The sequence below is a fragment of the Stappia indica genome (genome assembly GCF_009789575.1).
Classification (GTDB): Bacteria; Pseudomonadota; Alphaproteobacteria; order Rhizobiales; family Stappiaceae; genus Stappia; species Stappia indica_A.
Window position 1 is genome coordinate 2,467,502 of record NZ_CP046908.1, and the last position, 26,136, is coordinate 2,493,637.

Annotated in this window: 21 protein-coding genes, 1 tRNA gene and 1 pseudogene; 10 read left to right on the forward strand and 13 right to left on the reverse strand. The window is 66.7% G+C overall.

Annotated elements, in window-relative coordinates; translation table 11 throughout:
- Positions 1 to 70 precede the first annotated feature (70 nt).
- Entirely contained in the window at positions 71 to 943 is an 873-nt protein-coding gene (locus GH266_RS11520) for a DMT family transporter (protein WP_158194032.1), read from the reverse strand.
- Between the two features lie 472 nt (positions 944 to 1,415).
- Here GH266_RS11520 and GH266_RS11525 point away from each other — a divergent pair, with 472 nt between their 5' ends.
- Positions 1,416 to 2,078, forward strand: a complete 663-nt coding sequence (locus tag GH266_RS11525) for a hypothetical protein (protein WP_158194033.1) — start codon at positions 1,416 to 1,418, stop codon at positions 2,076 to 2,078.
- 105 nt (positions 2,079 to 2,183) lie between these two features.
- On the opposite strand, the gene GH266_RS11530 is transcribed toward GH266_RS11525, so the two are convergent.
- The 5 genes and pseudogenes from GH266_RS11530 to GH266_RS11550 all read right to left on the reverse strand — a co-directional run bounded on the left by GH266_RS11530 (position 2,184) and on the right by GH266_RS11550 (position 6,688).
- Entirely contained in the window at positions 2,184 to 3,371 is a 1,188-nt protein-coding gene (locus GH266_RS11530; protein WP_244953813.1) for an ABC transporter substrate-binding protein, read from the reverse strand.
- A 160-nt stretch (positions 3,372 to 3,531) separates the two neighbouring features.
- A complete protein-coding gene (locus GH266_RS11535) occupies positions 3,532 to 4,767 on the reverse strand; it encodes a flavin-dependent oxidoreductase (RefSeq protein WP_158194034.1) in 1,236 nt (411 codons plus the stop codon).
- Positions 4,764 to 5,222 carry a cupin domain-containing protein gene (locus GH266_RS11540; RefSeq protein ID WP_158196173.1) on the reverse strand — a complete coding sequence of 153 codons (459 nt, stop codon included), beginning with the start codon at positions 5,220 to 5,222 and terminating at the stop codon, positions 4,764 to 4,766. The genes GH266_RS11535 and GH266_RS11540 overlap by 4 nt, the downstream gene beginning before the upstream one ends.
- A 51-nt stretch (positions 5,223 to 5,273) precedes the next feature.
- A pseudogene (locus GH266_RS11545) lies at positions 5,274 to 6,104 on the reverse strand (alpha/beta hydrolase); the annotation flags it as partial.
- Between the two features lie 143 nt (positions 6,105 to 6,247).
- Complete coding sequence (locus tag GH266_RS11550; RefSeq protein ID WP_158196174.1) at positions 6,248 to 6,688, reverse strand: cupin domain-containing protein; 441 nt, start codon at positions 6,686 to 6,688, stop codon at positions 6,248 to 6,250.
- 179 nt (positions 6,689 to 6,867) lie between these two features.
- On the opposite strand from GH266_RS11550, the gene GH266_RS11555 reads away from it, so the two are divergent.
- The gene (locus GH266_RS11555; RefSeq protein ID WP_158194035.1) at positions 6,868 to 7,878 is read left to right on the forward strand and encodes an AraC family transcriptional regulator; all 1,011 of its coding nucleotides are present in this window, start codon (positions 6,868 to 6,870) and stop codon (positions 7,876 to 7,878) included.
- A gap of 272 nt (positions 7,879 to 8,150) precedes the next feature.
- Positions 8,151 to 8,227, forward strand: a tRNA-Arg gene (locus tag GH266_RS11560).
- Here the strand turns inward: GH266_RS11560 and GH266_RS11565 are convergent.
- The gene (locus GH266_RS11565) at positions 8,222 to 9,148 is read right to left on the reverse strand and encodes a LysR family transcriptional regulator (protein WP_158194036.1); all 927 of its coding nucleotides are present in this window, start codon (positions 9,146 to 9,148) and stop codon (positions 8,222 to 8,224) included. The two genes, GH266_RS11560 and GH266_RS11565, sit on opposite strands and share 6 nt — an antisense overlap.
- 132 nt (positions 9,149 to 9,280) lie before the next feature.
- Here GH266_RS11565 and GH266_RS11570 point away from each other — a divergent pair, with 132 nt between their 5' ends.
- The 3 genes from GH266_RS11570 (at position 9,281) to GH266_RS11580 (ending at position 13,547) form a co-directional block, all read left to right on the forward strand.
- Entirely contained in the window at positions 9,281 to 10,504 is a 1,224-nt protein-coding gene (locus tag GH266_RS11570) for an MFS transporter (protein WP_158194037.1), read from the forward strand.
- A 186-nt stretch (positions 10,505 to 10,690) separates the two neighbouring features.
- Positions 10,691 to 12,106, forward strand: coding sequence for a lipopolysaccharide biosynthesis protein (locus tag GH266_RS11575; RefSeq protein ID WP_158194038.1), 1,416 nt, complete (start codon positions 10,691 to 10,693; stop codon positions 12,104 to 12,106).
- A gap of 157 nt (positions 12,107 to 12,263) precedes the next feature.
- Positions 12,264 to 13,547 carry a GNAT family N-acetyltransferase gene (locus tag GH266_RS11580; protein WP_158194039.1) on the forward strand — a complete coding sequence of 428 codons (1,284 nt, stop codon included), beginning with the start codon at positions 12,264 to 12,266 and terminating at the stop codon, positions 13,545 to 13,547.
- A gap of 28 nt (positions 13,548 to 13,575) precedes the next feature.
- Here GH266_RS11580 and GH266_RS11585 read toward each other — a convergent pair whose 3' ends face one another.
- The 3 genes from GH266_RS11585 to ccrA all read right to left on the reverse strand — a co-directional run bounded on the left by GH266_RS11585 (position 13,576) and on the right by ccrA (position 17,261).
- A complete protein-coding gene (locus tag GH266_RS11585; RefSeq protein WP_158194040.1) occupies positions 13,576 to 15,219 on the reverse strand; it encodes an acyl-CoA synthetase in 1,644 nt (547 codons plus the stop codon).
- Positions 15,220 to 15,232: 13 nt separating this feature from the next.
- Positions 15,233 to 15,751 (reverse strand): CAP domain-containing protein, encoded by a 519-nt coding sequence (locus GH266_RS11590; protein ID WP_209001589.1) that lies wholly within the window; start codon positions 15,749 to 15,751, stop codon positions 15,233 to 15,235.
- 214 nt (positions 15,752 to 15,965) lie between these two features.
- Entirely contained in the window at positions 15,966 to 17,261 is a 1,296-nt protein-coding gene (ccrA, locus tag GH266_RS11595; RefSeq protein ID WP_158194041.1) for a crotonyl-CoA carboxylase/reductase, read from the reverse strand.
- Positions 17,262 to 17,743: 482 nt separating this feature from the next.
- On the opposite strand from ccrA, the gene GH266_RS11600 reads away from it, so the two are divergent.
- The 3 genes from GH266_RS11600 (at position 17,744) to GH266_RS11610 (ending at position 22,399) form a co-directional block, all read left to right on the forward strand.
- Entirely contained in the window at positions 17,744 to 19,780 is a 2,037-nt protein-coding gene (locus GH266_RS11600; protein WP_158194042.1) for a protein meaA, read from the forward strand.
- A gap of 142 nt (positions 19,781 to 19,922) precedes the next feature.
- On the forward strand, positions 19,923 to 21,128 hold the full coding sequence (locus GH266_RS11605; RefSeq protein ID WP_158194043.1) for a hypothetical protein: 1,206 nt from the start codon (positions 19,923 to 19,925) through the stop codon (positions 21,126 to 21,128).
- A gap of 44 nt (positions 21,129 to 21,172) precedes the next feature.
- A complete protein-coding gene (locus GH266_RS11610; RefSeq protein ID WP_158194044.1) occupies positions 21,173 to 22,399 on the forward strand; it encodes a hypothetical protein in 1,227 nt (408 codons plus the stop codon).
- A gap of 56 nt (positions 22,400 to 22,455) precedes the next feature.
- On the opposite strand, the gene GH266_RS11615 is transcribed toward GH266_RS11610, so the two are convergent.
- Both GH266_RS11615 and lysM read right to left on the reverse strand, forming a co-directional pair.
- Positions 22,456 to 23,175: a glycoside hydrolase family 25 protein gene (locus GH266_RS11615; protein ID WP_158194045.1), complete on the reverse strand. Its 720-nt coding sequence runs from the start codon at positions 23,173 to 23,175 to the stop codon at positions 22,456 to 22,458.
- A gap of 320 nt (positions 23,176 to 23,495) precedes the next feature.
- A complete protein-coding gene (gene lysM, locus GH266_RS11620; protein ID WP_158194046.1) occupies positions 23,496 to 23,933 on the reverse strand; it encodes a peptidoglycan-binding protein LysM in 438 nt (145 codons plus the stop codon).
- Between the two features lie 281 nt (positions 23,934 to 24,214).
- On the opposite strand from lysM, the gene GH266_RS11625 reads away from it, so the two are divergent.
- Positions 24,215 to 25,018: an exodeoxyribonuclease III gene (locus tag GH266_RS11625; protein WP_158194047.1), complete on the forward strand. Its 804-nt coding sequence runs from the start codon at positions 24,215 to 24,217 to the stop codon at positions 25,016 to 25,018.
- A gap of 33 nt (positions 25,019 to 25,051) precedes the next feature.
- Here GH266_RS11625 and GH266_RS11630 read toward each other — a convergent pair whose 3' ends face one another.
- The gene (locus GH266_RS11630) at positions 25,052 to 26,026 is read right to left on the reverse strand and encodes an NADPH:quinone oxidoreductase family protein (RefSeq protein ID WP_158194048.1); all 975 of its coding nucleotides are present in this window, start codon (positions 26,024 to 26,026) and stop codon (positions 25,052 to 25,054) included.
- Between the last annotated feature and the right edge of the window lie 110 nt (positions 26,027 to 26,136).

Here is a 26,136-nt window from a genome sequence, read left to right on the forward strand (position 1 = left end):
CCATGTTTTTCGCGGCCCGTCCCTTCCGTGCGCCGCCCTATCCCGTTGGCCTTGCAGCGCTTCTTCGCCCTCACGAGGCCGAGAGCAGGATGACGCCCGCGATCAGCACCGCGCAGCCGGCGAGCCGCCAGGGGCCGACGCTTTCGCGCAGGATCACCATGCCCATCAGGGCGCCGACCATCATCGACATCTCCCGCAAGGGCGCGACGAGGCTGAGCGGCGCGCCCTCGCTCAGGGCGGCGAGCACCAGGATATAGGACGCCGGCGCCAGCAGCCCGACCCCGACCGCCGTCCACCAGTGCCCGCGCATCGCCGCCATCGCCTGGCGCGGGCGCGCCAGCACCACGGGCAGCAGCATCAGGAAGCGCAACAGGTTCGACACCCATTCCAGCACCACCGGCGCGATGCCGAGCGACTTCACCGCCACCGCGTCGACCACCGTGTAGCCGGCTATGAACCCGCCGGTGACCGTGCCCCAGCGCAGGCCCGCCTGGCCGCCGGGGCGGGTGAAGGCGGCGATCTTCCCTTGCGTCGAGATCAGCAGGATGCCGGCGACCACCAGCAGCAGACCCGCGACCCCCGTGCCGGTCGGCACCTCGCCCAGCAGCACGAAGGCCCCGAGGCTGGAGAGCATCGGCCCCGTCCCGCGCGCCACCGGATAGACGACCGACAGGTCGGCCACCTGGTAGCCGCGCTGCAGGCAGAGGCTATAGGCGAGATGGATCAGGCTGCTCAGCACGATGAAGGCGGCGCCCATCGCCGTCCAGGCGATGCCGCCCTCGATCAGCAGGTAGATCACCCAGGGCGCATAGGCGATGCAGGCGACGACGTTATAGGCGAAGACGAAGGCCGCGCCGGCATGGGCCGCCCGTTTCGCCAACAGGTTCCAGGTGGCATGGATGAAGGATGCGAGAACGACGAGAAGCAGAGAGGCAAGCGTCATTGAGACCCCCTTGCGCGGTGCGCGGTTGATCTCGACGTCTCCTCCCCTGGGCTTTTGTCCCTTGGGTGCAGCCGGGAAACTCCCCCGGTTTCTGCAACGCTCGGTCCTGCGGCGATCTGCCCGGATCCCGGGTGTGGTGGATTTGAAATACGCCTCATTCTGGCAGCCCCCTCCAGGGCGTATTTCAAATTCGAAAACCACACCGGAAAACTAAACCTGCTCGTCACCCTTTTGAATCTGAAGTTCGTACAGAGCATGCCGCGAAATGTGACGAACTTCAGATTCGGGTGACGAGTTGCCACTCGGTCGATGGCCCATCCTAGCCGGGGCCTGTCCGCCATCGCAACCCGGCTAAGCAGTTTGCCACCGGAAGATGCGCAACCCTTGCAGGAAAATTCCGGCTGGCTGCACCGGCGACCTCTCGTATATGAAGACGGGAAGTCTGGTGGGCAACGGAAGCGGGAGAGACCTATTGGGCGCGGACGGCGGACACCCAAGTGAGCCGTGCATCTGGTTGGTGCAGGGATCTACCGCGCTGGAAAACATGCGTGGTTGGCGGTCCCGTGAAACACTCGAAAATGACGGAAGAACGCCGGAGCCGATCCTGAAAGCGATGCGGCAGACCGGTGTCGGCTGGTTCCTGCCGCGGGAGAGCTTTCCGACAGACAATTATCCGCTCCCGAACAGCCATCCGTCTGCACACGAACAGCCTGTGCCACAGATCTTTTCCAACGGCTTCATTTTCCTGGCAGGCGAAAGCGCCGAGGTGGTGCGGAGCTTCGACATGGGCAAGGGCGCGCTCTATCCCGCGCGCCTGTGGCATCCGGACGGCAAGACCTTGATGCCGGGGGAATTCTTCTATCTCAGTCAGGGCAACAAGAAGGACGCCCTCCTGCTGGAGAAGAGCGTGAACCTGCGGCAACAACCTGGCACAGGTCGCTGGCACGTATCGATGGCACGTCCCCAAAAGCCGCTGGCTGTTTTCTCCGAGGCGGCGCTCGAAGGCCCAGATCTTTGGTGGGACGAGTGCATTGCCAGCGATTTCTTCATCAGCGACCGGCTGAAGCGCGCGCTCGACAGTCGCGGCCTGTCGGAAGACTGGCACCTCACGCGCTGCCCGGTCGTCTTCGACTGAGACTGCGCCGCTCGGACGGCGGTGCCCCCCAAAAAAAACGCGCGCGAACCAGACAGCCCGCGCGCGCCAGTCGCCATCCCCGCCGGAAGGGCCGGCGGAAGCTGCTTACATCTTGCAGTCCTGGGCCAGGCTGTCCTTGTAGTCCGAGACGACCTTGCGCACGAAGGACGTGGCGTATTTGCCGTCGTCCCGCTTCACCACCGTCAGCATGTGGAAGTCCTGGATCGGATAGTGGTTGGTGTTGAAGGAGAACTTGCCGCGCACCGAGGCGAATTCGGCCGCCTCCAGCGCCTTGCGCATGGCCTCCTTGTCGTCCGTGTTGCCGCCGGTCTTCTCCAGCGCGCTGGCGATCAGCAGCGCCGCGTCATAGGACTGGGCGGCATAGGAGCCCGGCACATAGCCGTATTTCTCCTCGAAGGCGGCGACGAAGGCCTTGTTGGTCTCGTTGTCGAGATCCGGCGCCCAGGAGCCGGCGGACAGGAAGCCGACCGCCGCGTCCTGCTGGCCCGGCAGCGTGGATTCGTCCGTGGTGAAGACCGAGAGGAACTTCATCTTGTCGGACAGGCCCGCCGCGTCGAACTGCTTGACCAGCCGCACGCCCATGCCGCCCGGCATGAAGGCGAACAGCGCGTCGGCGCCCGAGGTGGAGATGCGGGCGATCTCTGCCGAGAAGTCCTGATGGCCGAGCGGGGTATAGACCTCGTCCGCCAGCGTGCCGGCAAAGCCCTGCTTGAAGCCCGCGACATTGTCCTTGCCGGCCTGGTAGTTCGGCACCATGGCGAAGACGTTCTTGAAGCCTTCCTCCGTCGCGATCATGCCGCTGACTTCGGCCGGCTGGTTGTTCTGGTAGGAGGTGACGAAGAAATACGGGTTGCAGTTGCGCCCGGCGAAGGTCGACGGGCCGGCATTCGGGCTGATCAGGAAGGTCTCGGCCTCCACCACCGGCTTGAAGATCGCCTGCAGCATGTTCGAGAACACGGTGCCGACGACGAAGTCGACCTGCTCGCGCTCCAGCAGCGAACGCGCCTTGAGCAGCGCCACGTCCGGCTTCAGCTCGTCGTCCTCGACGATCAGGCTGACTGGCTGGCCGCCGAGCTGCCCGCCGTTCTGCTCCAGCGCCAGCTGGAAGCCGTCGACGATCTGCTGGCCGAGCGCGGCCGGCGGGCCCGACAGCGTCACCACCATGCCGATCTTGATGTCCTCGGCCAGTGCCGCCGAGCTCATCAACGCGCCCAGCGCGACGCCCGCGGCAAGGCCGGTCAGTTTACGCGTCCACGTGCAAGTCATGGTCATTCCCCTCTTTTCGCCCCTTTGTCGGGGTCGATTTGCCTCTGGCGGCATCAAGGCGCGCAGCGCCCCTGCCTGCCGTATCGTCCTGCCGGCCTCCCGTCCGCCGGTCTTCTTCTGTCGTCTCTTCTTGTCGTGTGTCTTCTTGTCGGTTCTGTCTCGTGCCTCAGCCCGCCTTGCGCGCGGCAAAGCCAGCCATCTTGGCATATCCTTCGACGATTGCCTTACGGTCCTCGTAAGACAGCACATGGTCGATATTGTCGAAGCGGCGCGGGCTCAGCCGCTCCACCTCGTCGATCACCCGCTCCGGTCCGCCGCGCCGGTTGGTGCGCACCACCTCCGCCGTCTTCGGCAACCGCTCTTCCTCGTAGCGGTACAGCGCCTCGCGCGGATGCTCGGCCGCCGCCATGTGGTCGGCAAGGCACCGTGCATCGAGGATCGCCTGCGCCGCCCCGTTGGAGCCGACCGGATACATCGGGTGCGCGGCATCGCCGAGCAGCGTCACCCGGCCATGGGTCCAGCGCGGCAGCGGGTCGCGGTCCGCCATCGGATATTCGAAGATCGTGCCGCTGGCGCGCACCAGCGCCTCCACGTCGAAACCGGGAACCGTGAAGCGCCGCGCATAAGGCAACACCCGCGACAGCGGCGCCTGGCGCGACCAGCTCTCGGGCGGCGGCGGCGACACCGAGCCGTCGGCAACGCGCACATTGACCACCCAGTTCATCAGCTGCCGGCCGTCCTTCGCCGGGGCGATGGGGTAGAGCACCAGCTTGGCGCCGAGACCGCCGGCGATCGCCATGGTCTCGCCGTCCTCCCAGACCGGCCATTCGGCCGCCCCGCGCCACATCACGACGCCGGCCCAGCTCGGCGGGCCCTCGTTCGGGTAGAAGCGCTTGCGCCCCACGCTGTGGATGCCGTCGGCGCAGATCAGCACCTCGCCGCGCAGCGTGCGCGAGGTCACGCCCTCCGCCGCATCGGTGAAATGCGCCGTGACGCCGGCCTCGTCCTGCACGAAGCCGGACAGCCGCAGCCCGGTCAGCACCGCATCCTTGCCCATCCGCTCCACGGCCGCATCATAAAGCACCTTCTGCAGCCGGCCGCGATGGATCGAGAATTGCGGGAATGTGTGGCCGGCATGCAGGCCGCGCAGCTCGCGCCACACTTCCTGCCCCTGCCGGGTCAGGTAGCGCAGCTCGCGCGTCCTCAGGCCCACCTCGTCCAGCCGGTCCAGCAGTCCCAGCCCTGCCAGCTCGGCGATGGAATGCGGCAGCGTGTTGATGCCGACGCCCACCTCGCGCACCTGCGGCGCCTGCTCCACCACCGTTGCCTTGATGCCGCGCTCGTGCAGCATCAACGCGGTGGTGAGCCCGCCGATGCCTGCGCCCGCGATGAGGACGGTCATTGTCCCGCCCCGCTGTCTTCCGGCGGCAGGAAGTCGATGGCATGGGCGGCCGACACCGCGACGATCTCGGCCGGATCGGCACCCGGCCCCATGTTGTGCAGCGCCCAGAACAGGTCGTAGAGCTGCAGGGTCGGCGTCACCCAGAACAGCGTCTTGATGGTGCTGTCCGACTTGTTGAAGATCCCGTGCGGCACGCCGCGCGGCAGCTTGACCAGATCGCCCGGCTCGCCGATCACCTCCTGGCCGTCCAGCAGGAAGCTGAAGCGCCCTTCCAGGATATAGAGGAATTCGTCCTGGTCCGGGTGGATATGCGGCGGCACAAAGGTGCCGGGCGGCAGCGAGGCGTGCCAGGAAAAGCACTCCTCGGTCATCTGCTTGGGCACGTAGGTCTGGCCGAGGATATTCCAGCGGATCTGGTCCAGGCTCTCGCGGGACTTGACGATACCGGGCTCCATCGCACTCGTTCTCCGTTCTGTCTTGCGCGCGCCCACAGCTCCCGCCGGGGAGCCGACAAAGGCGTCGGTGATCGGCGATGCCGGGTCCTTCAGGGCCTCCAGCACCGTGAAATGATTGTGTTCGCCGTCGACATGGGCACGCGCCGGCACGTCCAGCCCGCCCCAGATGTCGGCAAGCAGCTTCGCCTGGCGGATGAATTCGGGCCGCTCGCCGCCGCCCACCCAGCAGGTCAGGGGCGCTGCCAGCCCCGGCTCGGCGAGCGCGGCGCTCTCGGCCCGCGCCTCGGCAAGGTCGAGATGCAGCGTGTCGTTCATGCCCGTGTGCAGCAGCGGACGCAGGTCGTGCAGGCCGCTGATCGACAGCGTGTGCTCGATGCGGTTGCGCACGCCCGCCTCCAGCGGGCTGTCGGCACAGACCATCCGCGTCACCAGATGGCCGCCGGCCGAGTGGCCCGACAGGCGGATCGGCCCCTCCACCCGCGCCGCCGCATGGGCGATCGCCCGGGCGATCTGGCCGGTGATCTGCGAGATGCGGGCCTCGGGTGTCAGCGTGTAGCTCGGCAGGCACACGGCCCAGCCGCGCGCCCGCGCCCCTTCGGCAAAGTCGGTCCAGTAGGACTTGTCGAGCCGCATCCAGTAGCCGCCATGCACGAAGACGGCGAGGCCGCGCGGCGTGCCTTGCGGCCAGACGATGTCGTAGGTCTCGCGCGGATGCGCGCCATAGGGGATGTCGAGGTCGAGCCGGTGGCCGGCCGCCTGCATGGCGGCGCGGTAGTCGGCCGCACGCGCGGACCAGAAGCCGGGCAGCTCGTGCGAGTTCGCCACATGGGCCATGTTGGCGAAGGCGTCGTCCCAGTCTCGGGCGGGGGGCAGCAGGGGCATGGGTCTCGCGTCTTGGATCTCGGGTGAAGACTGCGGCGGGCGCGGCGGCACAACCTCAGGCGGACCGCCCGCCACCGGGCCAACCAGCCGGGCGATCAGGCGGCGCAGCACGCCGCCCGCTTCCCGGCCCGGCGCGTCTATGGTCAGGCGCCCTCCGGCGGCGGCAGGAAGTCGACCTCGTGCAGGGCCGACAGGCGCACCAGCTCGGCCGGGTCCTTCACCCCGTCCAGCACGGTGAACAGCTCGTAGAGCCTGCGCGCCGGCGACACGCCGAAGACGCAGCGCGCGGTTGCGCCCGAGCGGTTGAAGATGCCGTGGGCGATGCCCATCGGCATGCGCACCGTGTCGCCCGGCCCGGCACGCACCACGTCGTCGCCGAACTCGACCTCCAGATTGCCCTCGATCAGGTAGATCCATTCGTCCTGGGTCGTGTGGATATGCGGCGGAACGAAAGTCCCGTCCGGGATCGTCGCATGCCAGATGAAGGCATCGTCGCTCTTCAGCTTGGGCACATAGGTGTGCCCCACCACGTTCCAGGAATGTCCGTTGAGGCCGGTATCGGCCTTTGTCACGCCAGGTTGCATCATTGAGGCTCCGTCTGGACAGGGTTTTTTGCGTTCTTGTTCACCCGAGCCTGCACCGGAACCGCAAAATCCCTTATCCAGAAAACGAACGCGTGTTGCGGCGAAATATTTTAGACTTGAAATATCAGAAGGAACTTGCGTTGATCATGTCCTGAGAGGCTAAAGCCCCGGGGAACGCCATGACCGCCGAACGGACACTGCCGCCGAGGGAGTACTTCGCGAGCCATCCGGTGCTGCGCACCAGCGACCTCGACGAGGCCCGCCACCGGGTCGGCCAGAAATTCTGCGACCACCGGCTGGAGATCGGCAACCGCCGCTCCAGCCTTTCCGTCCGCCACAACGCGGTGCGCGGGCTGAACCTGTCGGTCAACTATCTCTCCTACGGCGCCGAGGTCAGCATCGATCCGGGCCTGCTCGGCTCCTTCTATCTCTTCCACCTTCCGCTTTCGGGCCGCACCCGCGTCCAGCATCGCGGCGAGGAGATGATGGCGACGCCCCAGGCGGCGGCGATCCTCAATCCGGACCGCACCGCGCGGCTGGACTGGGGCGAAGGCTGCAGCAAGGTCCTGGTGCAGATCGACCGCACCCATCTGGAGAACGTCGCGCGCGATCTCGTCGGCGCGCCGCTGCCCGGCCCCGTCCGCTTCGACATGAAGGTCGACCTGACCTCGCCGCAGGGCCGGCAGCTGCACCGCATGGTCACCGCCTGCGTCGAGGCGGTGGAGGGCGGCCGCCTGTTCCAGCGCCCGCTCGGCGGCGGCGACCTGCGCGCCGAGCACGATCTCGCCCACGCGCTGTTGATGCTCCAGCGCAGCAACATCACCCACATCATCGAGCGCGCCGACAGCCAGGCGCGCCCGAGGGCGATCCGGCTGGCGCTCGACTACATCCACGCCAATCTCGCCGAGCCGATCACGCTGGCCGACATCGCCCGCGCCGCCGGCATCAATGTCCGCACCCTCCAGAAGGGCTTCCAGCGGGTCTTCGGCCTGTCGCCGATGCAGGTGCTGCGCAATGCCCGCCTCGACACCGCGCATTACCAGCTGCTCGCCCATCGCGATGCGCCCAGCGTGACCGAGGCGGCCTTCTCCTGCGGCTTCTCCCATCTCGGGCGCTTCTCGCGCGACTACAAGGAGCGCTTCGGTCACTCGCCGAGCGCGCGGCGGAGCTTGTCCCCGGCCAGCGCCTGAGCGCCGACACGCCAGCCCCGACACGGCGCGTGTGCAGGATTGAGAGCGGAAACTCGAAATTTCGCGAGATTGAGACGGAATTTTGCAAAATTCCGCGCAAGATCCCGCAACCGCTTGTCCCCGTCAGGCCCCCGCGCTCCGCCGCGGCGTTCCGCGGCGGCTGCGCCTTGCGCGCTCTCCCTGTCCCCGCTGCGCAATCAAATTGATTTTTGACGTGAGTTTGCTATCAAGCGCGGCGGGAAACATGGTTTTCCCCGCCGCATCGGCAGCATGGTCCCGTAGCTCAGCAGGATAGAGCATCAGATTCCTAATCTGAGGGTCACAGGTTCGAATCCTGTCGGGATCACCACTTGTCCCCGCACGCCGGGGCCAAGGCCGCCTCGGCCGGGCCGACCCGGCGGGCGATCTCCAGAAAGCCTTGCAGATAGTCGGTCGCAAGCTCCGCCCGGCGCACGCCGATATTGATGCTTTTGCCGAGGCCGTCCCGCCCGATGCCGATCCGGGCAAGGTCCAGCCCCGCCGCGCTCTCGGCCAGCAGCCAGTCCGGCAGCACCGTTACTCCCCGCCCGGCCATCACCATCTGCAGCGTCAGCTCCACGCTCTCCACCGTCACCCGGCGGCGCGGCCGGTAGCCGGCCGGAATGAGAAAACGGGTAAACAGATCAAGGCGTTCGGCCGCAACCGGCACGGTCAGGAGGTCCTCGCCCAGAAGGTCTTCCGGCGTGATGAAGGCGCGCTGCGCCAGCCGGTGATCTGCCCGCACCGCCAGCTTCAGCTCGTAGTCGAAGACCGGCTCGAACTCCAGCTCCGGCACGTTGACCGGGTCGGGCGTCACCAGCACGTCGATCTCGTGCGCCGCCAGCGCCGCGACGCCGTCGAAGCGGAAGGCGGTGCGGATCTCGATATCGACGTCCGGCCAGGCCGCCAGGAACGGCCCCGTCGCCCGCATCAGCCATTTTTCGCAAGGATGGCACTCCATTCCGATGCGCATCGCCCCGCGCCGGCCCTGCGCGATGTCGGCCAGAACCTGCTCCGCATGGTCGAGTTCGGGCACCAGCCGGTCGGCCAGCCGCAGCAGATATTCCCCCGCCTGGGTCAGCTGCAGACTGCGGCCCTTGCGGTGCCAGACCTTTATTCCGTAACGGCTTTCAAGCTTGGCGACCGCATGGCTGATCGCCGACTGGCTGAGGTTCATCCTCTCCGCCGCGGCGGTGACGCTGCCCGCCCGCACGACCTCACGGATGAAGACGAGATGCTGCCGGTCGAGCATGTATGCAGATCCTTCATGGACGTGTGAAATATCATCATTTCTGCTCATATTCCCGATCTGCTATGCGATGGTCAATGCTTGGCGCGTCGTCTCGCGTGCCGGATTTTGCCCACCAGTCAGGTTCAAGCCCTCATGTCCGACGCCGCGGCGGCCCAGCCCGCTCCTTCCGAGCACTCGTCCCTCTACCCGTACGCCCGCGGCAATGTCGTCCGCCTCGCCATCGTCCAGGCGCTGGCCGGCGCGAACTCGGTCGTGGTCTTCGCCACCGGCGCGATCGTCGGGCATACGCTGGCGCCGACCCCGGCGCTGGCGACGCTGCCGATCACCATCTTCGTCGTCGGCATGGCCGCCTGCACCCTGCCCTCCGGCGCCATCGCCCAGCGCTACGGACGGCGCGCCGCCTTCCTCGCCGGCACGGTCTGCGGCGTGCTGGTCGGCCTGCTCGCGGCGCTTGCCGTCTTCATCGGCTCGTTCTGGCTGTTCTGCGCGGCGACCTTCTTCGGCGGCGCCTATGCAGCGGTTGTCCTCTCCTTCCGCTTCGCCGCCGCCGATTGCGTGCCGGCCGACAAGCGGCCCCGCGCCCTGTCGCTGGTGATGGCCGGCGGCGTCTTTGCCGGCGTCATCGGGCCGCAGCTGGTCACCTACACGATGTATCTGTGGATGCCCTACATGTTCGCCGCCACCTTCGTGGCGCAGGCGGGCGTGGCGGCGCTGTCCGCCTTTATCCTCGCCGGCATCCGCCTGCCGAAGCCGACCGCGGCGGAGCGCGCCGGCGGCCGGCCGCTCGGCCTGATCGCCCGCCAGCCGCGCTTCATCGTGGCGGTGGCCTGCGGCGTCGTCTCCTATCTCCTGATGAATTTCCTGATGACCGCCGCCCCGCTCGCCATGCAGCTGTGCGGCCTGTCGCAGGAATCCGCCAATCTCGGCCTGCAGTGGCACGTCATCGCCATGTATGCGCCGAGCTTCTTCACCGGCAGCCTGATCGCCCGCTACGGCGCCACCACCATCGTCGTCACCGGCCTTGCGCTGATCGGCGCCTCCGCCGTCGTCGGCCTGACCGGCATCGAGGTGACCCAGTTCTGGGTGACGCTTGTCCTCCTCGGCGTCGGCTGGAACTTCGGCTTCATCGGCGCCTCCGCCATGGTGCTGGAGTGCCACCGGCCGGAAGAGAAGACCCGCGTCCAGTCGCTGAACGACTTCGTCGTCTTCGGCACCATGGCCTTCGGCTCGCTGCTCTCCGGCGGCCTGCTCACCGCCTATGGCTGGACCACGGTCCTGTGGTTATCCTTCGTGCCGCTGACCCTTGCCTTCATCGCCATCGCCGCCTCGCGCAGCCTGTCTCCCGCGCGGGGCTGACCGGCAGGCAGGCCTGCCAAGGCCCAAGAGGTCTTGCGGTCCGGCCGATCACCGGATCGTGATCCCGCGCCTCGCGCGCGCGGGCTCCCCTTGCGTCCATACCCTTGCTCCTGCACGCAGACCGCACGGAAAATTAAGCCCCCAGGGCTAGATTTTCGCGGTTGACCCGAGAAGGAGCTCCCGGCGTTGCGCCTGTCGCCAGTGACATGGGCCGAAAGGATCCTGCCCGCCGCCCTTTTCGCGCGCGTGCAGCCTGTGCTTGCCCGCTGCGAGCTTATCCTCAACGGCGAGCCGGACGCCTCGCGCGCCCAGCGCATGGCGCTCACCGTGTTCGCGATCCGCGTTCTCGGCGCCGTTCTCGCCTATGTCATGCAGGTTATCCTCGCCCGGCTGATGGGCGGCCACGAATACGGAATCTACGTCGTCGTCTGGACCCTGGTGGTGGTGCTGGGCATCTTCGCCCCGCTCGGCTTCTCGTCCTCGGTGCTGCGGCTTATCCCCGAATACCGGGCTGAGGGACGGCACGGACGGCTGCGCGCCCTGCTCGTCGGCAGCCGGCTTGCCGGCGGTCTTGCCGCCACCGGCATCGCCCTTGCCGGCATCCTTGCCGTGTGGCTCGCCGGCGACCTCATCGCCTCCCACTATATCCTCCCCCTCGCCCTCGGCGCCGTCTGCCTGCCGCTCTTCACCATCGGCAGCATCCAGGACGGCATCGCGCGTGCCCACGACTGGCCGCTTCTGGCCATGTTGCCGACCTTCATCTGGCGCCCGCTGGCGATTCTCGCCGGCATGGCGGCGGCCGTTTGGACCGGCGTTCCGGCCACGGCGACCAATGCCTGCATCGTCACAATCCTCGCCACATGGGCCGTCGCGCTGGTGCAGATGCTGGTTCTTTCCCGCTCCCTGCCGCGCGCACCGGCGGGCCGCCCGGCACGCGGCGACTGGACCTTTCGCGACTGGCTGCGGATCTCCCTGCCGATCCTCTTGGTGGAAGGCTTCTTCCAGCTTATCACCAGCGCTGACGTGGTGATGGTCAGCCTGTGGGAGGACCCGCATCAGGTCGCGATCTACTTCGCCGCATCCAAGACGCCGGCGCTCGCGCACTTCGTCTATTTCGCGGTGCGCTCGGCCACCGCCCACCGTTATTCCCGTCTCTATCACGCGGGCGAGCACGCCGAACTCCGCGCCTTCGTCGCCGACACCGCCCGCTGGACCTTCTGGCCGACGCTGGCCATGTGCGCGCTGCTGGTGCCGGCCGGCCCGCTGCTGCTGTCGCTGTTCGGCCCCGGCTTCACCAGCGGCTACCCCGCGATGCTGATCCTGCTGGCCGGCGTGCTCGCCCGCGCCTGCGTCGGCCCGGCCGACGCGCTGCTGACCATGGCCGATCAGCAGGGGCGCTGCGCCCGGATCTACGCCCTCGCCTTCGCCCTCAATCTTGCGCTCAACGTGACCTTGATCCCGCTGCTCGGCATCAACGGCGCGGCGATCGCCACCGCCGGGGCGATGATCTTCGAGGCCTGCGCCCTGCGCCACCAGGCCCGCCGGCATCTTGGCGTCGACCCGTTCATCCTTGCCCCCCGCGCACCGCAGGCCGCGCCGTGACCCCTCCCCCGATGCAGGCCGGCGCCCTGCAAAGGTTAACCAAATATCAACGAAACACGTTCAATTGCCCGCATGCTGTGGCATCTTCCGTGCCTGAAACCGACGGTTGCCCCCGACAAGGATCGGGACCGGCAGGCCGGCGGTCGAGGGGGCCGGCATGGCAATCGCCGAAGACATCAGGACGGACGGCACAGCCGAGACGGGACGTTCGGGCGAGACGGCAGCCCGTCCGCATGAGGCCCGTTCCCGTCGCCGCAAGGCCCCCCGCCAGCCGATCAAGGATGCCCGCCCGTCCAAGCGAGGGGACAGGGCGATGACCGTCCTCGTCTTCCGGGCCGGCGAGGCCGAGGCGCATCTGCCGCACTGGCGCGCGCTCGCCGAGACGGCGCTGGAGCCGAACCCCTTCTTCGGCCCCGATTTCCTGCTGTCCTACCTTGCGCACATGCAATCCGGCGAGGTGCATATCCTCGCCGTGCGCGATGCAGGCGACGGCAGCTTCCTCGCCCTCGTGCCCTTCCTGCGCCGCCGCGCCGGCCTTGCCGTTCCGATCGTTGCCGCCTGCGCCGGCGACTACGGCCCGCTGGGAACGCCGCTTCTATCCCCGTCCGCCGACAGCGCCGTCCTGTCGCTGCTGCTGGATACAGCGGCGCAAGAGTTCGGCACCCGCACCTTTCTTATCCCCTATCTGCGCACCGACGGGCCGGTCAGCGAACTCTTCGACGATCTTGCCGCAGAAACCGGCTGGCACGTCGCGCGCACGGCGAAGGCCCTGCGCGCCGGCCATGCAGCGGGACCGACCGGTGAGGAGCAGTTCCGCCTGATCGGCACCCGCCGCCGCAAGGAGCTGGACCGCCAGCTGCGCCGGCTGGAAGAAGCGAACGCCTCGGCCGAGTTCGGCAGCGTATCCGGCGCAGAAGAGGTGAAGGCCGCTTTCGAGCAATTTCTGGCGCTGGAGGCTGCGGGCTGGAAGGGCCGGCGCGGCACCGCGCTGGCAAGCACCCCGGAGCGCGCCGCCTTTGCCCGCGCCTTCATCTCCTCGCTCTCCGCCAGGGGACGGGTGCGCATCGACACGCTGGGCGCCGGCGAGGCGCCGGCTGCCATGCTGGTGACGCTGCGCGACCGCGACCGGGTGTTTTCCTGGAAGATCGCCTATGACGAGCAGCTGGCCCGCTTCTCGCCGGGCGCGCAGGTGGCCCGCCAGGCGATGCGCCGCAATCTCGACGAAGCGGGCTTTTCCGACGCCGACTCGCTTGCCATTCCCGACCACCCGATGATCGCGCCGCTGTGGCGCGGTTCGGTGCCCTTTGCCACGCTGGTCGTCTCGAAAGGCGCGGCCGGCGCCGTGCGCGGTGCACTTGCCAGGCTCGACATTGCCGCCGACCGCCGGCTGCGCAAGCTGGCCCGGACACTGCTCGCACGCCTGCGCAAGGGGCGCGACTGAGCGCAGGCAAGGCGAGTTCCGGGGAGGATTACTCCTCGGTCTCCAGACCACCATGCAGCGCGTCCTCGCGCAGCAGCCGGCGGATCACCTTGCCCGTGGTCGTCATCGGCAGTTCCTCGACGAAGGCGATTTCCCGCGGATATTCGTGCGCGGAAAGCCGCGTACGCACATGGTCGCGGATTTCCTCCTCCAGCGCCGCATCGGGCGCAACGCCGCTCGCCGGCACAATGAAGGCCTTGACGATCTCCGTGCGCAGCGGATCCGGCTTGCCGACGGCGGCGGCCAGCGCCACCGCCGGATGCGACAGCAGGCAATCCTCGATCTCGCCGGGGCCGATGCGATAGCCGGCCGAGGTGATGATGTCGTCGTCGCGCCCGACGAAATGAACATAGCCGTCCTCGTCGACCACGCCCTGGTCGCCGGTGGTCATCCAGTCGCCGACGAATTTCCCGACCGTCGCCTCGTCCTGTTCCCAGTAGCGCAGGAACATCACCGGGTCGGGCCGGCGTACGGCGATCTGCCCCTGCTGCCCCGCAGAGAGAACGCAGCCGTCCGCATCGATCACCGCCACCTCGTGGCCGGGCACCGGCTTGCCGATGGCGCCCGGACGGCTGACGCCGAGGGCAGCGCAGGATGCCAGGATCGCGTTGCACTCGGTCTGGCCGTAGAACTCGTTGACCGTGAGGCCGAGATCCTCTCGCGCCCAGTCGTAGGTCTCCCGGCCCAGCGCCTCGCCGGCCGAACCGACGGTGCGCAGCGCCAGATCGAAGCGCGCGCGCGGGTTGGCGACCGCGCGCATCATCTTCAGCGCCGTCGGCGGAATGAAGGCATTGCGCACGGCAAAGCGCTCGAGCAGCGCGAAGGCGCGCTCGGGGTCGAACTTCTCGAAGCGGTAGGAAACGACCGGCACACCGAGCGTCAAGGCCGGCAGCAACGCGTTGAGCAGCCCGCCCGCCCAGGCCCAGTCGGCCGGGGTCCAGAACAGATCGCCCGGCTGCGGCAGGAACTCGTGCGCCATCTGGATGCCCGGCAGATGGCCGGGGAGCACCCGGTGGCCGTGCAGCGCGCCCTTGGGCTGGCCCGTGGTGCCGGAGGTGTAGATCATCATCGCCGGATCGTCCGGCCCGGTCGCCGCGGCCTCGAAGGAGGCCGCCCCTTGCGCCATCAGCGTCTCGAAGCACAGCGCGCCCGGCGCTGCGCCCTCGGTGGAGACGATCAGGCGTAGCATGCCGAGCTCGTCGCGGATCTCCGACAGCTTGGAATGCCCGGCCGCATCGGTGACCACGGCCGCCGCGCCGCTGTCGGCGAGCCGGTAACGCAACGCATCGACGCCGAAGAGATTGGCGAGCGGCACCGCGACGGCGCCGAGCTTGTAGACGGCAAGGTGGCTGAGAAGGGTCTGCGGCGACTGCGGCAGCAGCAGCGCCACCCGGTCGCCGCGGGCAACGCCCTGCGCCCTCAGCGCGTTGGCAAGCCGCGAGGAGGCCTCCTCGAGCCGGCCATAGGTCCAGCGCTCGATGCTGCCGTCCTCGCGAAGATGCAGCAGGGCCTCGCGTTCCGACTCACGGGCGGCGAAGGCGCTGCAGGCGGCGTCGGCGATGTTGTAGCGCGCCGGGATCCGCCAGCGGAATCCGGAAACGAGAGCCTCGTAGCTGTCGGCGCGCTCCAGCATCGTTCAAGCCGCCTCAGGGCTGCCCGGCCGGCCCGGCAAGCACCAGCGACCAGTACACCTTGTGCCGGGACCCGGGCGCGTAGGCCGTGGCGATGCCCATGCGGGTCGCCTTGCCGTCGAGCATCACAGCGTTGTGCCTGGGCGAATCGCGCCAGCCGGAAAACGCCTCGGCGATGGTGCGGTAGCCGGCGCTGACATTCTCCACCGCGTAGGTCTTTTCCTCGCCGGCGGCGGCAAGGCGCACCGCCAGGCTGTTGCCGCGCTGAAGCGAGGCTTGGATGTCCTGGGCGCGGGCCATGGCGAGGGCCTGCTTCTGCGCTACCTGCATCAGGGCCGGATCGATGGCGAGCGAGCCGGCGCCGTTGGACTGGCGGTAGCTGTCGATCATCTGCTGCGCCGAGGCCGCATCGACGGAGGCGTCGACCCGGGCAAGGTCCTTGTAATAGGGCGGAACGACGGTGCGCTCCGGCATGCAGGCGGCGGCAAGCAGCCCGACAAGGGCGACACAGCCGATACGAAGCCGAAAGGTCATGGGAATCTCATAGCGTCCCGCGCGGCGCGGGGCGAGGAAAAACGAAGGAGCGGCGGCCGCGCGGCGCCCCTCAGGCCATGCTGTCCGGCCCTGCCGGCCATGGTCAGGGGCGCAAGGATAGGCCCCTCCTCTTGAGAAAGCGTTGATGGGCATGACGCCTCGGCCCTGCCGCGAGAAATCCCCGCGGCAGGACCAAAGAGAGGGTTTCTCGCCGTCAGCGTTCGCTTGCCGCCAGCACGTCCTCGAAGGTGCGCAGGCCCGTGGTCGGTGCGCAGACCAGCACCGCCATGTTGCCGGGCGCGTGCTGGTTCTTCCACATCTTGGTATGGGCACGCGGAATGTCTTCCCATGGGAAGACCTCGCTCATGCACGGGTCGATCCGCCGGTCGATGACCGCGTTGTTGGCCTCCGAGGCCTGCTTGAGATGGGCGAAATGCGAGCCCTGGATGCGCTTCTGCCGCATCCAGACATAGCGGGCGTCGAAGGTCAGGTTGAAGCCGGTCGTGCCGGCGCAGAACACCACCATGCCGCCGCGCTTGACCACCAGGCAGGAGACCGGGAAGGTCGCCTCGCCGGGATGCTCGAACACCATGTCGACGTCGTTGCCCTTGCCGGTGATCTCCCAGATCGCCTTGCCGAAGCGCCGGGCTTCCTTCAGCCACTCGTTGTATTCGGGCGAGTTGACCTTGGGCATCTGGCCCCAGCAGTTGAAGTCCTTGCGGTTGATGACGCCCTTGGCGCCGAGCGAGAGCACGTAGTCGCGCTTGTCCTCGTCGGAGATGACGCCGATGGCATTGGCGCCGGCTGCGGCCGCCAGCTGGATGCCGAAGACGCCGAGCCCCCCCGAGGCGCCCCAGACCAGCACGTTCTGGCCCGGGCGCAGCTGGTGCGGCGCGTGGCCGAACAGCATGCGATAGGCGGTCGCCAGCGTCAGCGTGTAGCAGGCCGCCTCTTCCCAGGTCAGGTGCCTGGGACGCGGCATCAGCTGCTGCGACTGCACCCGGCAGAACTGCGAGAACGAACCGTCCGGCGTCTCGTAGCCCCAGATCCGCTGGGTCGGCGAGAACATCGGGTCGCCGCCATTGCACTCCTCGTCGTCGCCGTCGTCCTGGTTGCAATGGACGACGACCTCGTCGCCGACCTTCCAGCGCTTCACCTTGGAGCCGACCGCCCAGACGATGCCCGAGGCATCGGATCCGGCGATGTGATAGGCCTCGTCATGCACCTTGAAGACCGAGATCGGTTCGCCGAGGCCGGCCCAGATGCCGTTGTAGTTGACGCCGGCGGCCATCACGAGGACCAGCACCTCGTTGCTGTCGAGCTCCCAGGTGGGAACCACTTCCAGCTTCATCGCATCTTCCGGCGGCCCGTGCCGGTCGGGCCGGATGGTCCAGGCATACATCGACTTCGGCACATGGCCGAGCGGCGGGATCTCGCCGATCTCGTAAAGGTCCTTCACCAAGCGATCCTCCGCCTCGCGATTGTCGTTTGCCTGCTGAGCATTGCCCATATCGCGCATGTCCTCCCGTTATGTCGCCGGCCGTTATGTCGCCGGCAGGTGCAACAGGGACCATCGCCGCCGCCGCACCGCCTTTCTGGTTCCCGCCCCCGCGTCCTCTCCGGCGCCCCGTCCGCCCGTCCCTGCGAACCCAAGGCCATGTTGCCGGCGCGAAGGCCGTCGGCCGCCCGTCCCTTGCGGCCGATTGCTGCGACGCATCATTCCGAAAGAGGAAGATACGCCCCACTCGCGAAACTATCGTACCAAAAACAGGCGTTCCGCTATTGGACTATTGCTTAATTGGCGCGTTTGCCCAAGAGTGTTTTTGCATCGCACCTAGAAATAGTGCGTTGCGGGCGCGGGAGGCGCGCTTGATTTCGGGAGGACGGCACCCCGCCGCAACGCGGGGAGCTTGAGGAAAATCAGGAAGATGCCCGGTCATGCGGCCCCTGATGGGCACCGCCGCGGGCACGAAGCTTGCGAGGAGTGTTTCCATGGGCGACAGAGCGACCCCCGGCACGGAACCGGCGACGAAGCACGCGGGCGGGGCGGCAACGGTCCGGCGCGACAAGCCCTGGATCTTCCGCACCTATGCCGGCCATTCGAGCGCGCAGGAGTCCAACGAACTCTACCGGCGCAACCTTGCCAAGGGTCAGACGGGCCTCTCCGTCGCCTTCGACCTGCCGACCCAGACCGGCTACGACCCGGACCATCCGCTGGCGCGCGGCGAGGTCGGCAAGGTCGGCGTGCCGATTGCCCATCTCGGCGACATGCGGGCGCTGTTCGACCGCATTCCGCTGGAAAAGATGAACACGTCGATGACGATCAACGCCACGGCTCCCTGGCTGCTGGCGCTCTATGTCGCGGCCGCCGACGAGCAGGGCGCCGACCGGGCCGAGCTGGCCGGCACGACGCAGAACGACATCATCAAGGAATACCTGTCGCGCGGCACCTACGTGTTTCCGCCCGCGCCCTCGCTGCGGCTGACCCGCGACGTCATCGCCTGGACCTACGGCGCCATGCCGAAGTGGAACCCGATGAACGTGTGCTCGTACCACCTGCAGGAGGCCGGCGCGACGCCGGTGCAGGAGCTGTCCTTCGCGCTGGCGACCGCGATCGCCATTCTCGACGAGGTGAAGGCATCGGGCGCGATCCCGCCGGGCGACTTCCCGCAGGCGGTCGGCCGCATCTCCTTCTTCGTCAATGCCGGCATGCGCTTCATCACCGAGATCTGCAAGATGCGCGCCTTCGCCGAGCTGTGGGACGAGATCTGCCAGACCCGCTACGGCGTCGATGACGAGCGCTACCGCCGCTTCCGCTACGGCGTGCAGGTCAACTCGCTCGGGCTCACCGAGCAGCAGCCGGAAAACAACGTCTACCGCATCCTCATCGAGGCGCTGGCCGTGGTGCTGTCGAAGAACGCGCGCGCCCGCGCGGTGCAGCTGCCGGCCTGGAACGAGGCGCTCGGCCTGCCGCGCCCCTTCGACCAGCAATGGTCGCTGCGCGTCCAGCAGATCCTCGCCTACGAGACCGACCTGCTGGAGTTCGAGGACATTTTCGACGGCTCCTCGGTGATCGGCGAAAGGGTCGAGGCGCTGAAGAGCGAGGCACGCGAGGAACTCGCCCGGATCGAGGAGATGGGCGGCGCCGTCGCGGCGGTGGAATCGAGCTACATGAAGCAGGCGCTGGTCGCCTCGAACGCCGCCCGTCTTGCCGCCATCGAGGCGGGCGAGCAGGTGGTGGTCGGCGTCAATCGCTTCACGGAGAGCGAGCCCTCGCCGCTCGCCACCGGCGAGGACGGCGGCATCCTGACCGTGCCCGAGCATGTGGAGGCGGACGCCGTCGCCACGCTCAAGGCCTGGCGCGAGGCGCGCGACGAAGGCGCCGCGGCGGGCGCCATCGCCGCGCTGAAGCAGGCGGCGAGCGAGGGCACCAACATCATGGAGCCGTCGATTGCGGCGGCGAAGGCCGGCGTCACCACCGGCGAATGGGGCGCGGCGCTGCGCGAGGTGTTCGGCGAATACCGGGCGCCGACCGGCGTCGGCAAGGCGGCGCGCGCCGATGCGCAGGACCTTGCCCCGGTGCGGGCAGCGGTGGAGAGCGTGTCGGCGAAGCTCGGCCGCCGGCTGAAGTTCCTGGTCGGCAAGCCCGGCCTCGACGGCCATTCCAACGGCGCCGAACAGATCGCCGTACGCGCCCGCGACTGCGGCATGGAAGTCGTCTACGAGGGCATCCGCCTGACCCCGGCGCAGATCGTCAACGCCGCGCTGGAAGAGGACGTCCATGTCATCGGCCTGTCGATCCTGTCCGGCTCGCACCTTGCCCTGGTGCGCGACGTGATGGACCGGCTGCGCGCGTCCGGCATCGACGATATCCCGGTGGTCGTCGGCGGCATCATTCCCGAGGAAGACGCCGCCAGTCTGCGGGCGATGGGCGTTGCCGCCGTCTACACGCCGAAGAACTTCCAGCTCACCGACATCATGAAGGAAGTGGTGGAGATCGTCGGCTCACGCGCCGAAGCGGCTGCGTGAGGGGTCTGGGACCGGAACGCCCCTGCGGTTAAGCCTGTCTGCACTATTTGCAACCGCACGCAAGGGGTGTAGCGCTACACGTCTTGCGCGCATCGCTCCGGCACGGCATGAAGGAAGGAGTTCGCTCCACCATCAGACCGCCATGCCCTTGCGAGACAACCAGAAGACCCGTCGCCCACGCCTCGCTCTGCCGCCCCGCACGGTGGCCGCCCTCAGCCTTGCCGCCCTGCTGCTGGCAGCGGCATGCGATGATCCGCGATTTCCTGCCTACTTTCGGTATGCGGTGGATGTGAAAGTCGACGGCGCGCCGGTCACTATTGAGCGGGTGGTGAAATGCGCGGGAACCCGTTCGTGGGGCACGTCTGCAAACCCGGGAGGCTGGACCCACCACAGCTACGTCAATCCTCCTGCAATCGGTGCCAAGGTTCCCGGCAGTGATGCAGCCGTCTATGTCCGCGTGCCGTTGGCGTGTACCTGGGCAGCCAGTCCTGAAGATGCGCAGCAGCGGCCCCCACCTCTCGTCCCTGGCGACGTCGTGCCTGTGCTCTGGACCAGCAACTGGCGGCGCCTGGAGCAGATTGAATACTATTCGACCCGTCCAAGTCTTGCGGGACAGGACAGTCATGTGGAGTTTGTTCGCGTTCAGCCGCTGGAACGGGCGGACAAAAAGGCATTCGAGATGTCTGAGGTGCGAGCCGCTAGGGAAAGTCCCGATCTGCGCTCCGTGGCCCGAGTTCGAGCGAAAGGACACGACGAACCCATCTCCGCCCCCTCGTGGCTGGACCCTGATCGACCTAAGACACCCGCACCCGGTATGACTTGCTTTGCCGCCCTATCCCTGGACCGTGACAACTGGGACCAATGGCCGGCGTTGAAGCCGTGGGTGGACAGCCTCCCAAATGATGGACGATTTTACGAAGTCCGCCCCGCATTGGGAGATGTCGCCACCAGTCTGAACTTTGAAGGAGGGTTCTTCGCTGCGCAAAGTTTGCACAGGACATCTTTGAGAGCAGAAGTCACCTCGGGAGAAGGCGCGCAACGGGCACTACACCTGTATAATTCCATGCACCCCATAGTTCCTAGCAGGGGCGGTGCATATATCGACAAGTCAAGGAAAGGGATCTCAAGTTGCTCATTCAATTTATGGCACTATGATAGATCCTACGAATACCATGTGAAACAGCCAGCCGGCAAGCGAGAAAATCACGAGCGCATTGAAATATACTCAGACGCGAAGAGATTTGAACTAATGATCGCACCTGATAGAGAGTCAGTAATGCTTATTTTTCAATTTGGGCCAATTTACTCTGATTTGGATGAGCCTGTTGCCATGGACACCATTGACTGACAGTGCGTCATAAAGACAGGAGTTCGCTCTACCGTCAGGCCGTCATGCCCTTGCGAGACAACCAGAAGACCCGACGCCCACGCCTCGCTCTGCCGCCCCGCACGGTGGCCGCCCTGAGCCTTGCCGCCGTGCTGCTTGGCACGGCGTGCACGCAAGACGATCCGCGATATCCTGCCTATTTTCGGTATGCGGTGGATGTGAAAGTCGACGGCGTGCCCGTCACCATCGAGCGAGTGGTGAAATGCACCGGAACCCGTTCGTGGAACACGTCTGCGGATCCAGGCGGCTGGAGCGGCCAAGTTTACGCCAACCCTCCGGTGATAGGCGCCAAGATTCCCGGCAGCGACGCGGCGGTGTATGTACAGACGCCTGACGCGTGCCGCTGGGCTGCCGAATACGAAGGCGACGCATGGAAGAACCCACCGCTCCAGCCCGGCGATCTCGTACCCGTGCTGTGGACCGACAACTGGCAGCGGCTGGAGCAGATCGAGTACTATCTGACCCGCTCAAGTCTTGCCGGTGAAGACAGCCATGTAGAGTTTGTCCGCATTCAGCCGATGACCCGAACGGACAAGAAAGCGTTCAAGGCTTCCGAAAAACGGGCAGCGACAGAAAGTCCGGATCTGCGCCCTTTTGCGAGTGTCAAAGCGAAAGGTGTTGAGAGCCGAGTGACGGACACTGAACGAACACGGTCGGACCGACCAGAGGAGCCCGCGCGCAAAACCATGTGCCAATCTGCATTGGTGCTTGGTCGCGGCGATTGGGGCCGTTGGCCCGAACTCGCCCCCTGGGTAGAAGGCTTGCCGGATGATCACAGATTCCATCCAATCAAGCCGGTATTTGGGAATGTGGCCTGGGACGTCTATCGGAATGGCGGGTTTAGTGAAGCGGAAAGTTTGATCACCTCGGGAGCGCTCCTCAAGCGAGAACAGACGCGATCGATAACCAATGTCGCCCGGAACCTAGCAATACAAATGCACCCGCTGTCTTATGATTCCTCTGGTGTTTTTATAGATAATAAGCGCAAAGGGCTCATGTCCTGCGTCTTCCAGGCGCGGCGCCCTGAAAGGACTTATTTCAGTGCGCGAGATAAGAGGCGCAATACCTTGCCAAAAAACACTGATGAAAAGATATATATTGCTGACGATTATGATCATCGTGGAATGAGTGTAATGAAGAAGGAAGGCGCAATATTTTATATATTGTCATTTAATCCGTTCCTTGGTCAGCCTAATTCAAATGAGCCTGTCGCCATGGACACCATTGACTGACAACGCGGGCGGAGCAGCCTCTGTTACCCGCCCCGCGTTAGCGCAATTCCGCACGCCTAGCGCGTGCGGTGGCCTTCGAGCCAGCGCTGCCACTGGCGCCGCGTGCCGTGGAAGGCGTTGCGGTCGACATTGCCCTTGATGCCGTCGACGCGGCCTTCGGCCGTATACTGCCAGAACACCCAGTCGCGGCGGTCTTCGTAGCGGCGGTCGGGATGTGCGGCGACCGAGCGCAGCCAGAAATCGAAGCCGCGCTTCGCCCCGACCAGCCGGTCGCGGTGGAAGTCGACGGAGGAATAGATCACCGGCCGCTTGCCGTAATGGCGCTCCACCGCCTGCAGGAACAGGTTCATGTCGTGCAGGACCTGCTCGCGGCCCGGTCGCTCCCGGCACGACGAATGGCCGTTCCATTCCATATCGAGCACCGGCGGCAGCGCTTCCGGGTCGACCGGCACGTTGGCGATGAACCAGGCGATCTGATCCTCCACCGGACGGCAGAAGAAATAGAAGTGATAGGCGCCGCGCCGCACGCCGGCAGCCTTGGCCTGCACCCAGTTGTCCATGAACTTCGGGTCGAGATAGTCGCCGCCTTCGGTCGCCTTGATCCAGGCGAACTCCGTGCCGGCCCGCTTCACCCGGTGCCAGTCGATATCGCCCTGGTAGCGCGCCACGTCGATGCCGTGAATGGGATAGTCCTGCGGCTTCGGATCTTCGAAATCGAACGCCGCGCAGGAAGCCACAAAAAGGGTACAGAACAGGATCAGCACGCGCGCAATCATCGCTCTCTCTTCGGTCCAAAGCCCCCTTTCAACCGGGACTGGACACTATGACCAAAGCGTTAAGGAAGCGCTTAGCAATCGAGCGAAGCGAAAATGAGATGAGGCCGAACGCCGGTCGCCCGAACCTGAAGTTCGCCGCGTTTCGCGGCATGCTTTGAACGAACTTCAGGTTCACCAGAGGCGACCGGCAAACCTATGTTTCCAGAGCGGTTTTCGAATTTGAACTACGCTCTGGGAGCGCGCCCGAGGTCAGGCTTGTTCACATTCGCCGCTCTGGCGGTCCGGCCTCACAAGATCGTGATCCGGAGGGCCCGAAAGCCTCAGCCGAGCTGAGGAATGCGCAGCACCTGGCCCGGGTAGATCTTGTCCGGGTCCGACAGCATCGGCTTGTTGGCCTCGAAGATCGCGGTGTACTTGGAACCGTCGCCGTAAGCCTTCTTGGCAACGGCCCACAGCGTGTCGCCCTTCTCCACCGTGTGGAAGCCGGCTTCCGGCGCGCTGTCCGCGACCGCGATCTCCTCTTCGACCTTGGCGACGCCCAGCACGTTGCCGGCGGCCAGGATCAGCTTCTCGCGCGCCTCCTGCGTGGGAGCTGCGCCGGCGATCTTCACCGTGTCGCCGGACACCTCGACCTTGACGTCGCCGTCGAGACCGAGCGCGGCCACTTCCTTCTCGATCGCCGCGGCCGCATCGGCCTCGGGCTCGTCGCTGCCCCACAGGGACTTGCCCGCATCCTTCACGAAATCAAAAAAGCCCATGTGACGGCTCCCCTTGTCCTGCCTCGGCGCGGCTCCTGCCGCGCTTTCTCACATGACGCGGCTCCTGCCGCGCCACTCAAACGACGCGGCCCATGATGCCGCGCCTTTCGACACCAGTGTCGGATGCAGTCATTACCGCCCGCAAGCGCCAATTCATGTGACACGCAGCACAGAAATCCGCCTCGCGCCCGAAAGCCCGGCCTTGCACGCCGGGTCCGCAACTGGCAATCAGGCAGGACGCCTCTCAGGCTCGCCCTTTCCTGCCCAGATCCGGATCGCCCATGACCGACCGCCTGACCATCGCCACCTGGAACATCAACTCGGTGCGGCTGCGCCTGCCGATCGTCGAGAAGCTGATCCTCGACCATGCGCCGGACGTGATCTGCCTGCAGGAAACCAAGTGCGCCGACGGCAACTTCCCGCTCTCCGCCTTCCGCAAGCTCGGCTACGAGCATATCGCGATCAAGGGCCAGAAGGGCTATCACGGCGTCGCGACGATCTCCCGCCGCCCCTTCCTCGACGAGGAGCGGATCGACTACTGCACCAAGGGCGACAGCCGGCATCTTGCGACCGGCATCCCCTTTGCCGGCGACCGCTTCACGCTGCAGAATTTCTACGTGCCGGCAGGCGGCGACGAGCCGGACCCGGAGATCAACGACAAGTTCGCCCACAAGCTCGCCTTCCTCGACGAGATGGCCGACCGCTTCGCCTCGATGGCCGGCAATGCCATGGTCGTCGGCGATCTCAACGTCGCGCCCTACGAGCATGACGTGTGGTCGCACAAGCAGCTCTTGAAGATCGTCAGCCACACGCCCATCGAATGCGAAAAGCTGGAGGCGGTGCGCACCGCCGCAGGGCTCACCGACGTGATGCGCGCCTTCGTGCCGCTGGAGGAAAAGCTCTACACCTGGTGGAGCTACCGGGCGAAGGACTGGTCGGCCGCCGACAAGGGCCGCCGGCTCGACCATGTGTGGGCGAACCCGGCCCTGGCCGGCCAGGCGGTCTCCATGCAGGTGCTGCGCGATGCCCGCGGCTGGCAGCAGCCGTCCGACCACGCGCCGGTGCTGGTGCGGCTGGAGGCTTGAAGCCGCCTCCAGCCTCCTCGGAGCGCCTTGCCCTTACGGGCGGATGATCACCTTGCCCTGGACCTTGCGGTCGGCAAGCTCGCGCAAGGCCTTCGCCGTTTCCTCGATCGGATAGACCGCATGCAGGTGCGGCCTGATCCGCCCCTCGCGCATCCAGGCGAGCAACTGCTCCATATTGTCGCGATGCGCTTCCGGCTCGCGCACGATGGCATCGCCCCAGAACACGCCGAGCACGTCGCAGCCCTTCAGCATGACCAGGTTGAGCGGCAGCTTCGGGATCTCGCCTGCAGCAAAGCCGATGACCAGATAGCGGCCGCGCCAGCCGGTGGCCCGCAGCGCAGCCTCCGAAAGATCGCCGCCGACCGGGTCGTAGACCACATCGACGCCGCAACCGTCGGTCAGCTGCTTCAGCCGCGTCTTCAGGTCTTCTTCCGCGTAGTTGACCAGCACGTCGGCGCCGTGGGCGCGGGCCAGTTCCAGCTTTTCCGCGCTGGAAGCGCAGGCGATCACCCGCGCGCCCATCGCCTTGGCGATCTCCACCGCGGCAAGGCCGACGCCCCCCGAGGCGCCGAGCACGGCAACGGTCTCGCCCGGCTCCAGATGCGCCCGGTCGCGAAAGGCATGCAGCGAGGTGCCGTAGGTGACCGACAGTCCGGCCGCCGCCTCATCAGTGATCTCATCCGGCAGGGCGACCAGGTCGTCCTCGCTGGTGATCACCGCGCCGCGCACCGCGCCCCAGCGCACATAGCCCATCACCCGGTCGCCCGGCTCGAAGGCCTCGATCCCCTCGCCCGTCTCCAGCACCCGGCCGGCGAACTCGGCGCCCGGCGAGAACGGCAGCTCCGGGCGGAACTGGTACTTGCCCTCGATGATCAGCGTATCGAAGAAGTTGAGCGCCGCAGCGCTCACCTCCACCAGCACCTCTCCCGGCCCGGGCGATGGCATCTCGATGTCCCGCAGGACAAGGTCCTCGGGCGCGCCGAGGCGTTCGCACAACACAGCTTTCACACACGTTTCCCCCAATGTTTCCCCAAGGTTCGCCTAGCACGGGATCAAGGTCCGGGAAAGCCGCGAAGCTCGTCAATCTTGTCAGGGCGCCGCCCAGCCGCTATCTCCGG

Coding starts and splice junctions, on each gene's coding strand:
- ccrA (WP_158194041.1), bottom strand. CDS start 17,261: ATGGGCAATGCTCAGCAGGCAAACGACAATCGCGAGGCGGAGGATCGC.
- GH266_RS11535 (WP_158194034.1), bottom strand. CDS start 4,767: ATGACCGTCCTCATCGCGGGCGCAGGCATCGGCGGGCTCACCACCGCG.
- GH266_RS11550 (WP_158196174.1), bottom strand. CDS start 6,688: ATGCAACCTGGCGTGACAAAGGCCGATACCGGCCTCAACGGACATTCC.
- GH266_RS11585 (WP_158194040.1), bottom strand. CDS start 15,219: ATGCTGGAGCGCGCCGACAGCTACGAGGCTCTCGTTTCCGGATTCCGC.
- GH266_RS11615 (WP_158194045.1), bottom strand. CDS start 23,175: ATGATTGCGCGCGTGCTGATCCTGTTCTGTACCCTTTTTGTGGCTTCC.
- lysM (WP_158194046.1), bottom strand. CDS start 23,933: ATGGGCTTTTTTGATTTCGTGAAGGATGCGGGCAAGTCCCTGTGGGGC.
- GH266_RS11605 (WP_158194043.1), top strand. CDS start 19,923: ATGCCCTTGCGAGACAACCAGAAGACCCGTCGCCCACGCCTCGCTCTG.
- GH266_RS11555 (WP_158194035.1), top strand. CDS start 6,868: ATGACCGCCGAACGGACACTGCCGCCGAGGGAGTACTTCGCGAGCCAT.
- GH266_RS11565 (WP_158194036.1), bottom strand. CDS start 9,148: ATGCTCGACCGGCAGCATCTCGTCTTCATCCGTGAGGTCGTGCGGGCG.
- GH266_RS11530 (WP_244953813.1), bottom strand. CDS start 3,371: ATGACCATGACTTGCACGTGGACGCGTAAACTGACCGGCCTTGCCGCG.
- GH266_RS11625 (WP_158194047.1), top strand. CDS start 24,215: ATGACCGACCGCCTGACCATCGCCACCTGGAACATCAACTCGGTGCGG.
- GH266_RS11600 (WP_158194042.1), top strand. CDS start 17,744: ATGGGCGACAGAGCGACCCCCGGCACGGAACCGGCGACGAAGCACGCG.
- GH266_RS11590 (WP_209001589.1), bottom strand. CDS start 15,751: ATGACCTTTCGGCTTCGTATCGGCTGTGTCGCCCTTGTCGGGCTGCTT.
- GH266_RS11540 (WP_158196173.1), bottom strand. CDS start 5,222: ATGGAGCCCGGTATCGTCAAGTCCCGCGAGAGCCTGGACCAGATCCGC.
- GH266_RS11610 (WP_158194044.1), top strand. CDS start 21,173: ATGCCCTTGCGAGACAACCAGAAGACCCGACGCCCACGCCTCGCTCTG.
- GH266_RS11520 (WP_158194032.1), bottom strand. CDS start 943: ATGACGCTTGCCTCTCTGCTTCTCGTCGTTCTCGCATCCTTCATCCAT.
- GH266_RS11570 (WP_158194037.1), top strand. CDS start 9,281: ATGTCCGACGCCGCGGCGGCCCAGCCCGCTCCTTCCGAGCACTCGTCC.
- GH266_RS11580 (WP_158194039.1), top strand. CDS start 12,264: ATGGCAATCGCCGAAGACATCAGGACGGACGGCACAGCCGAGACGGGA.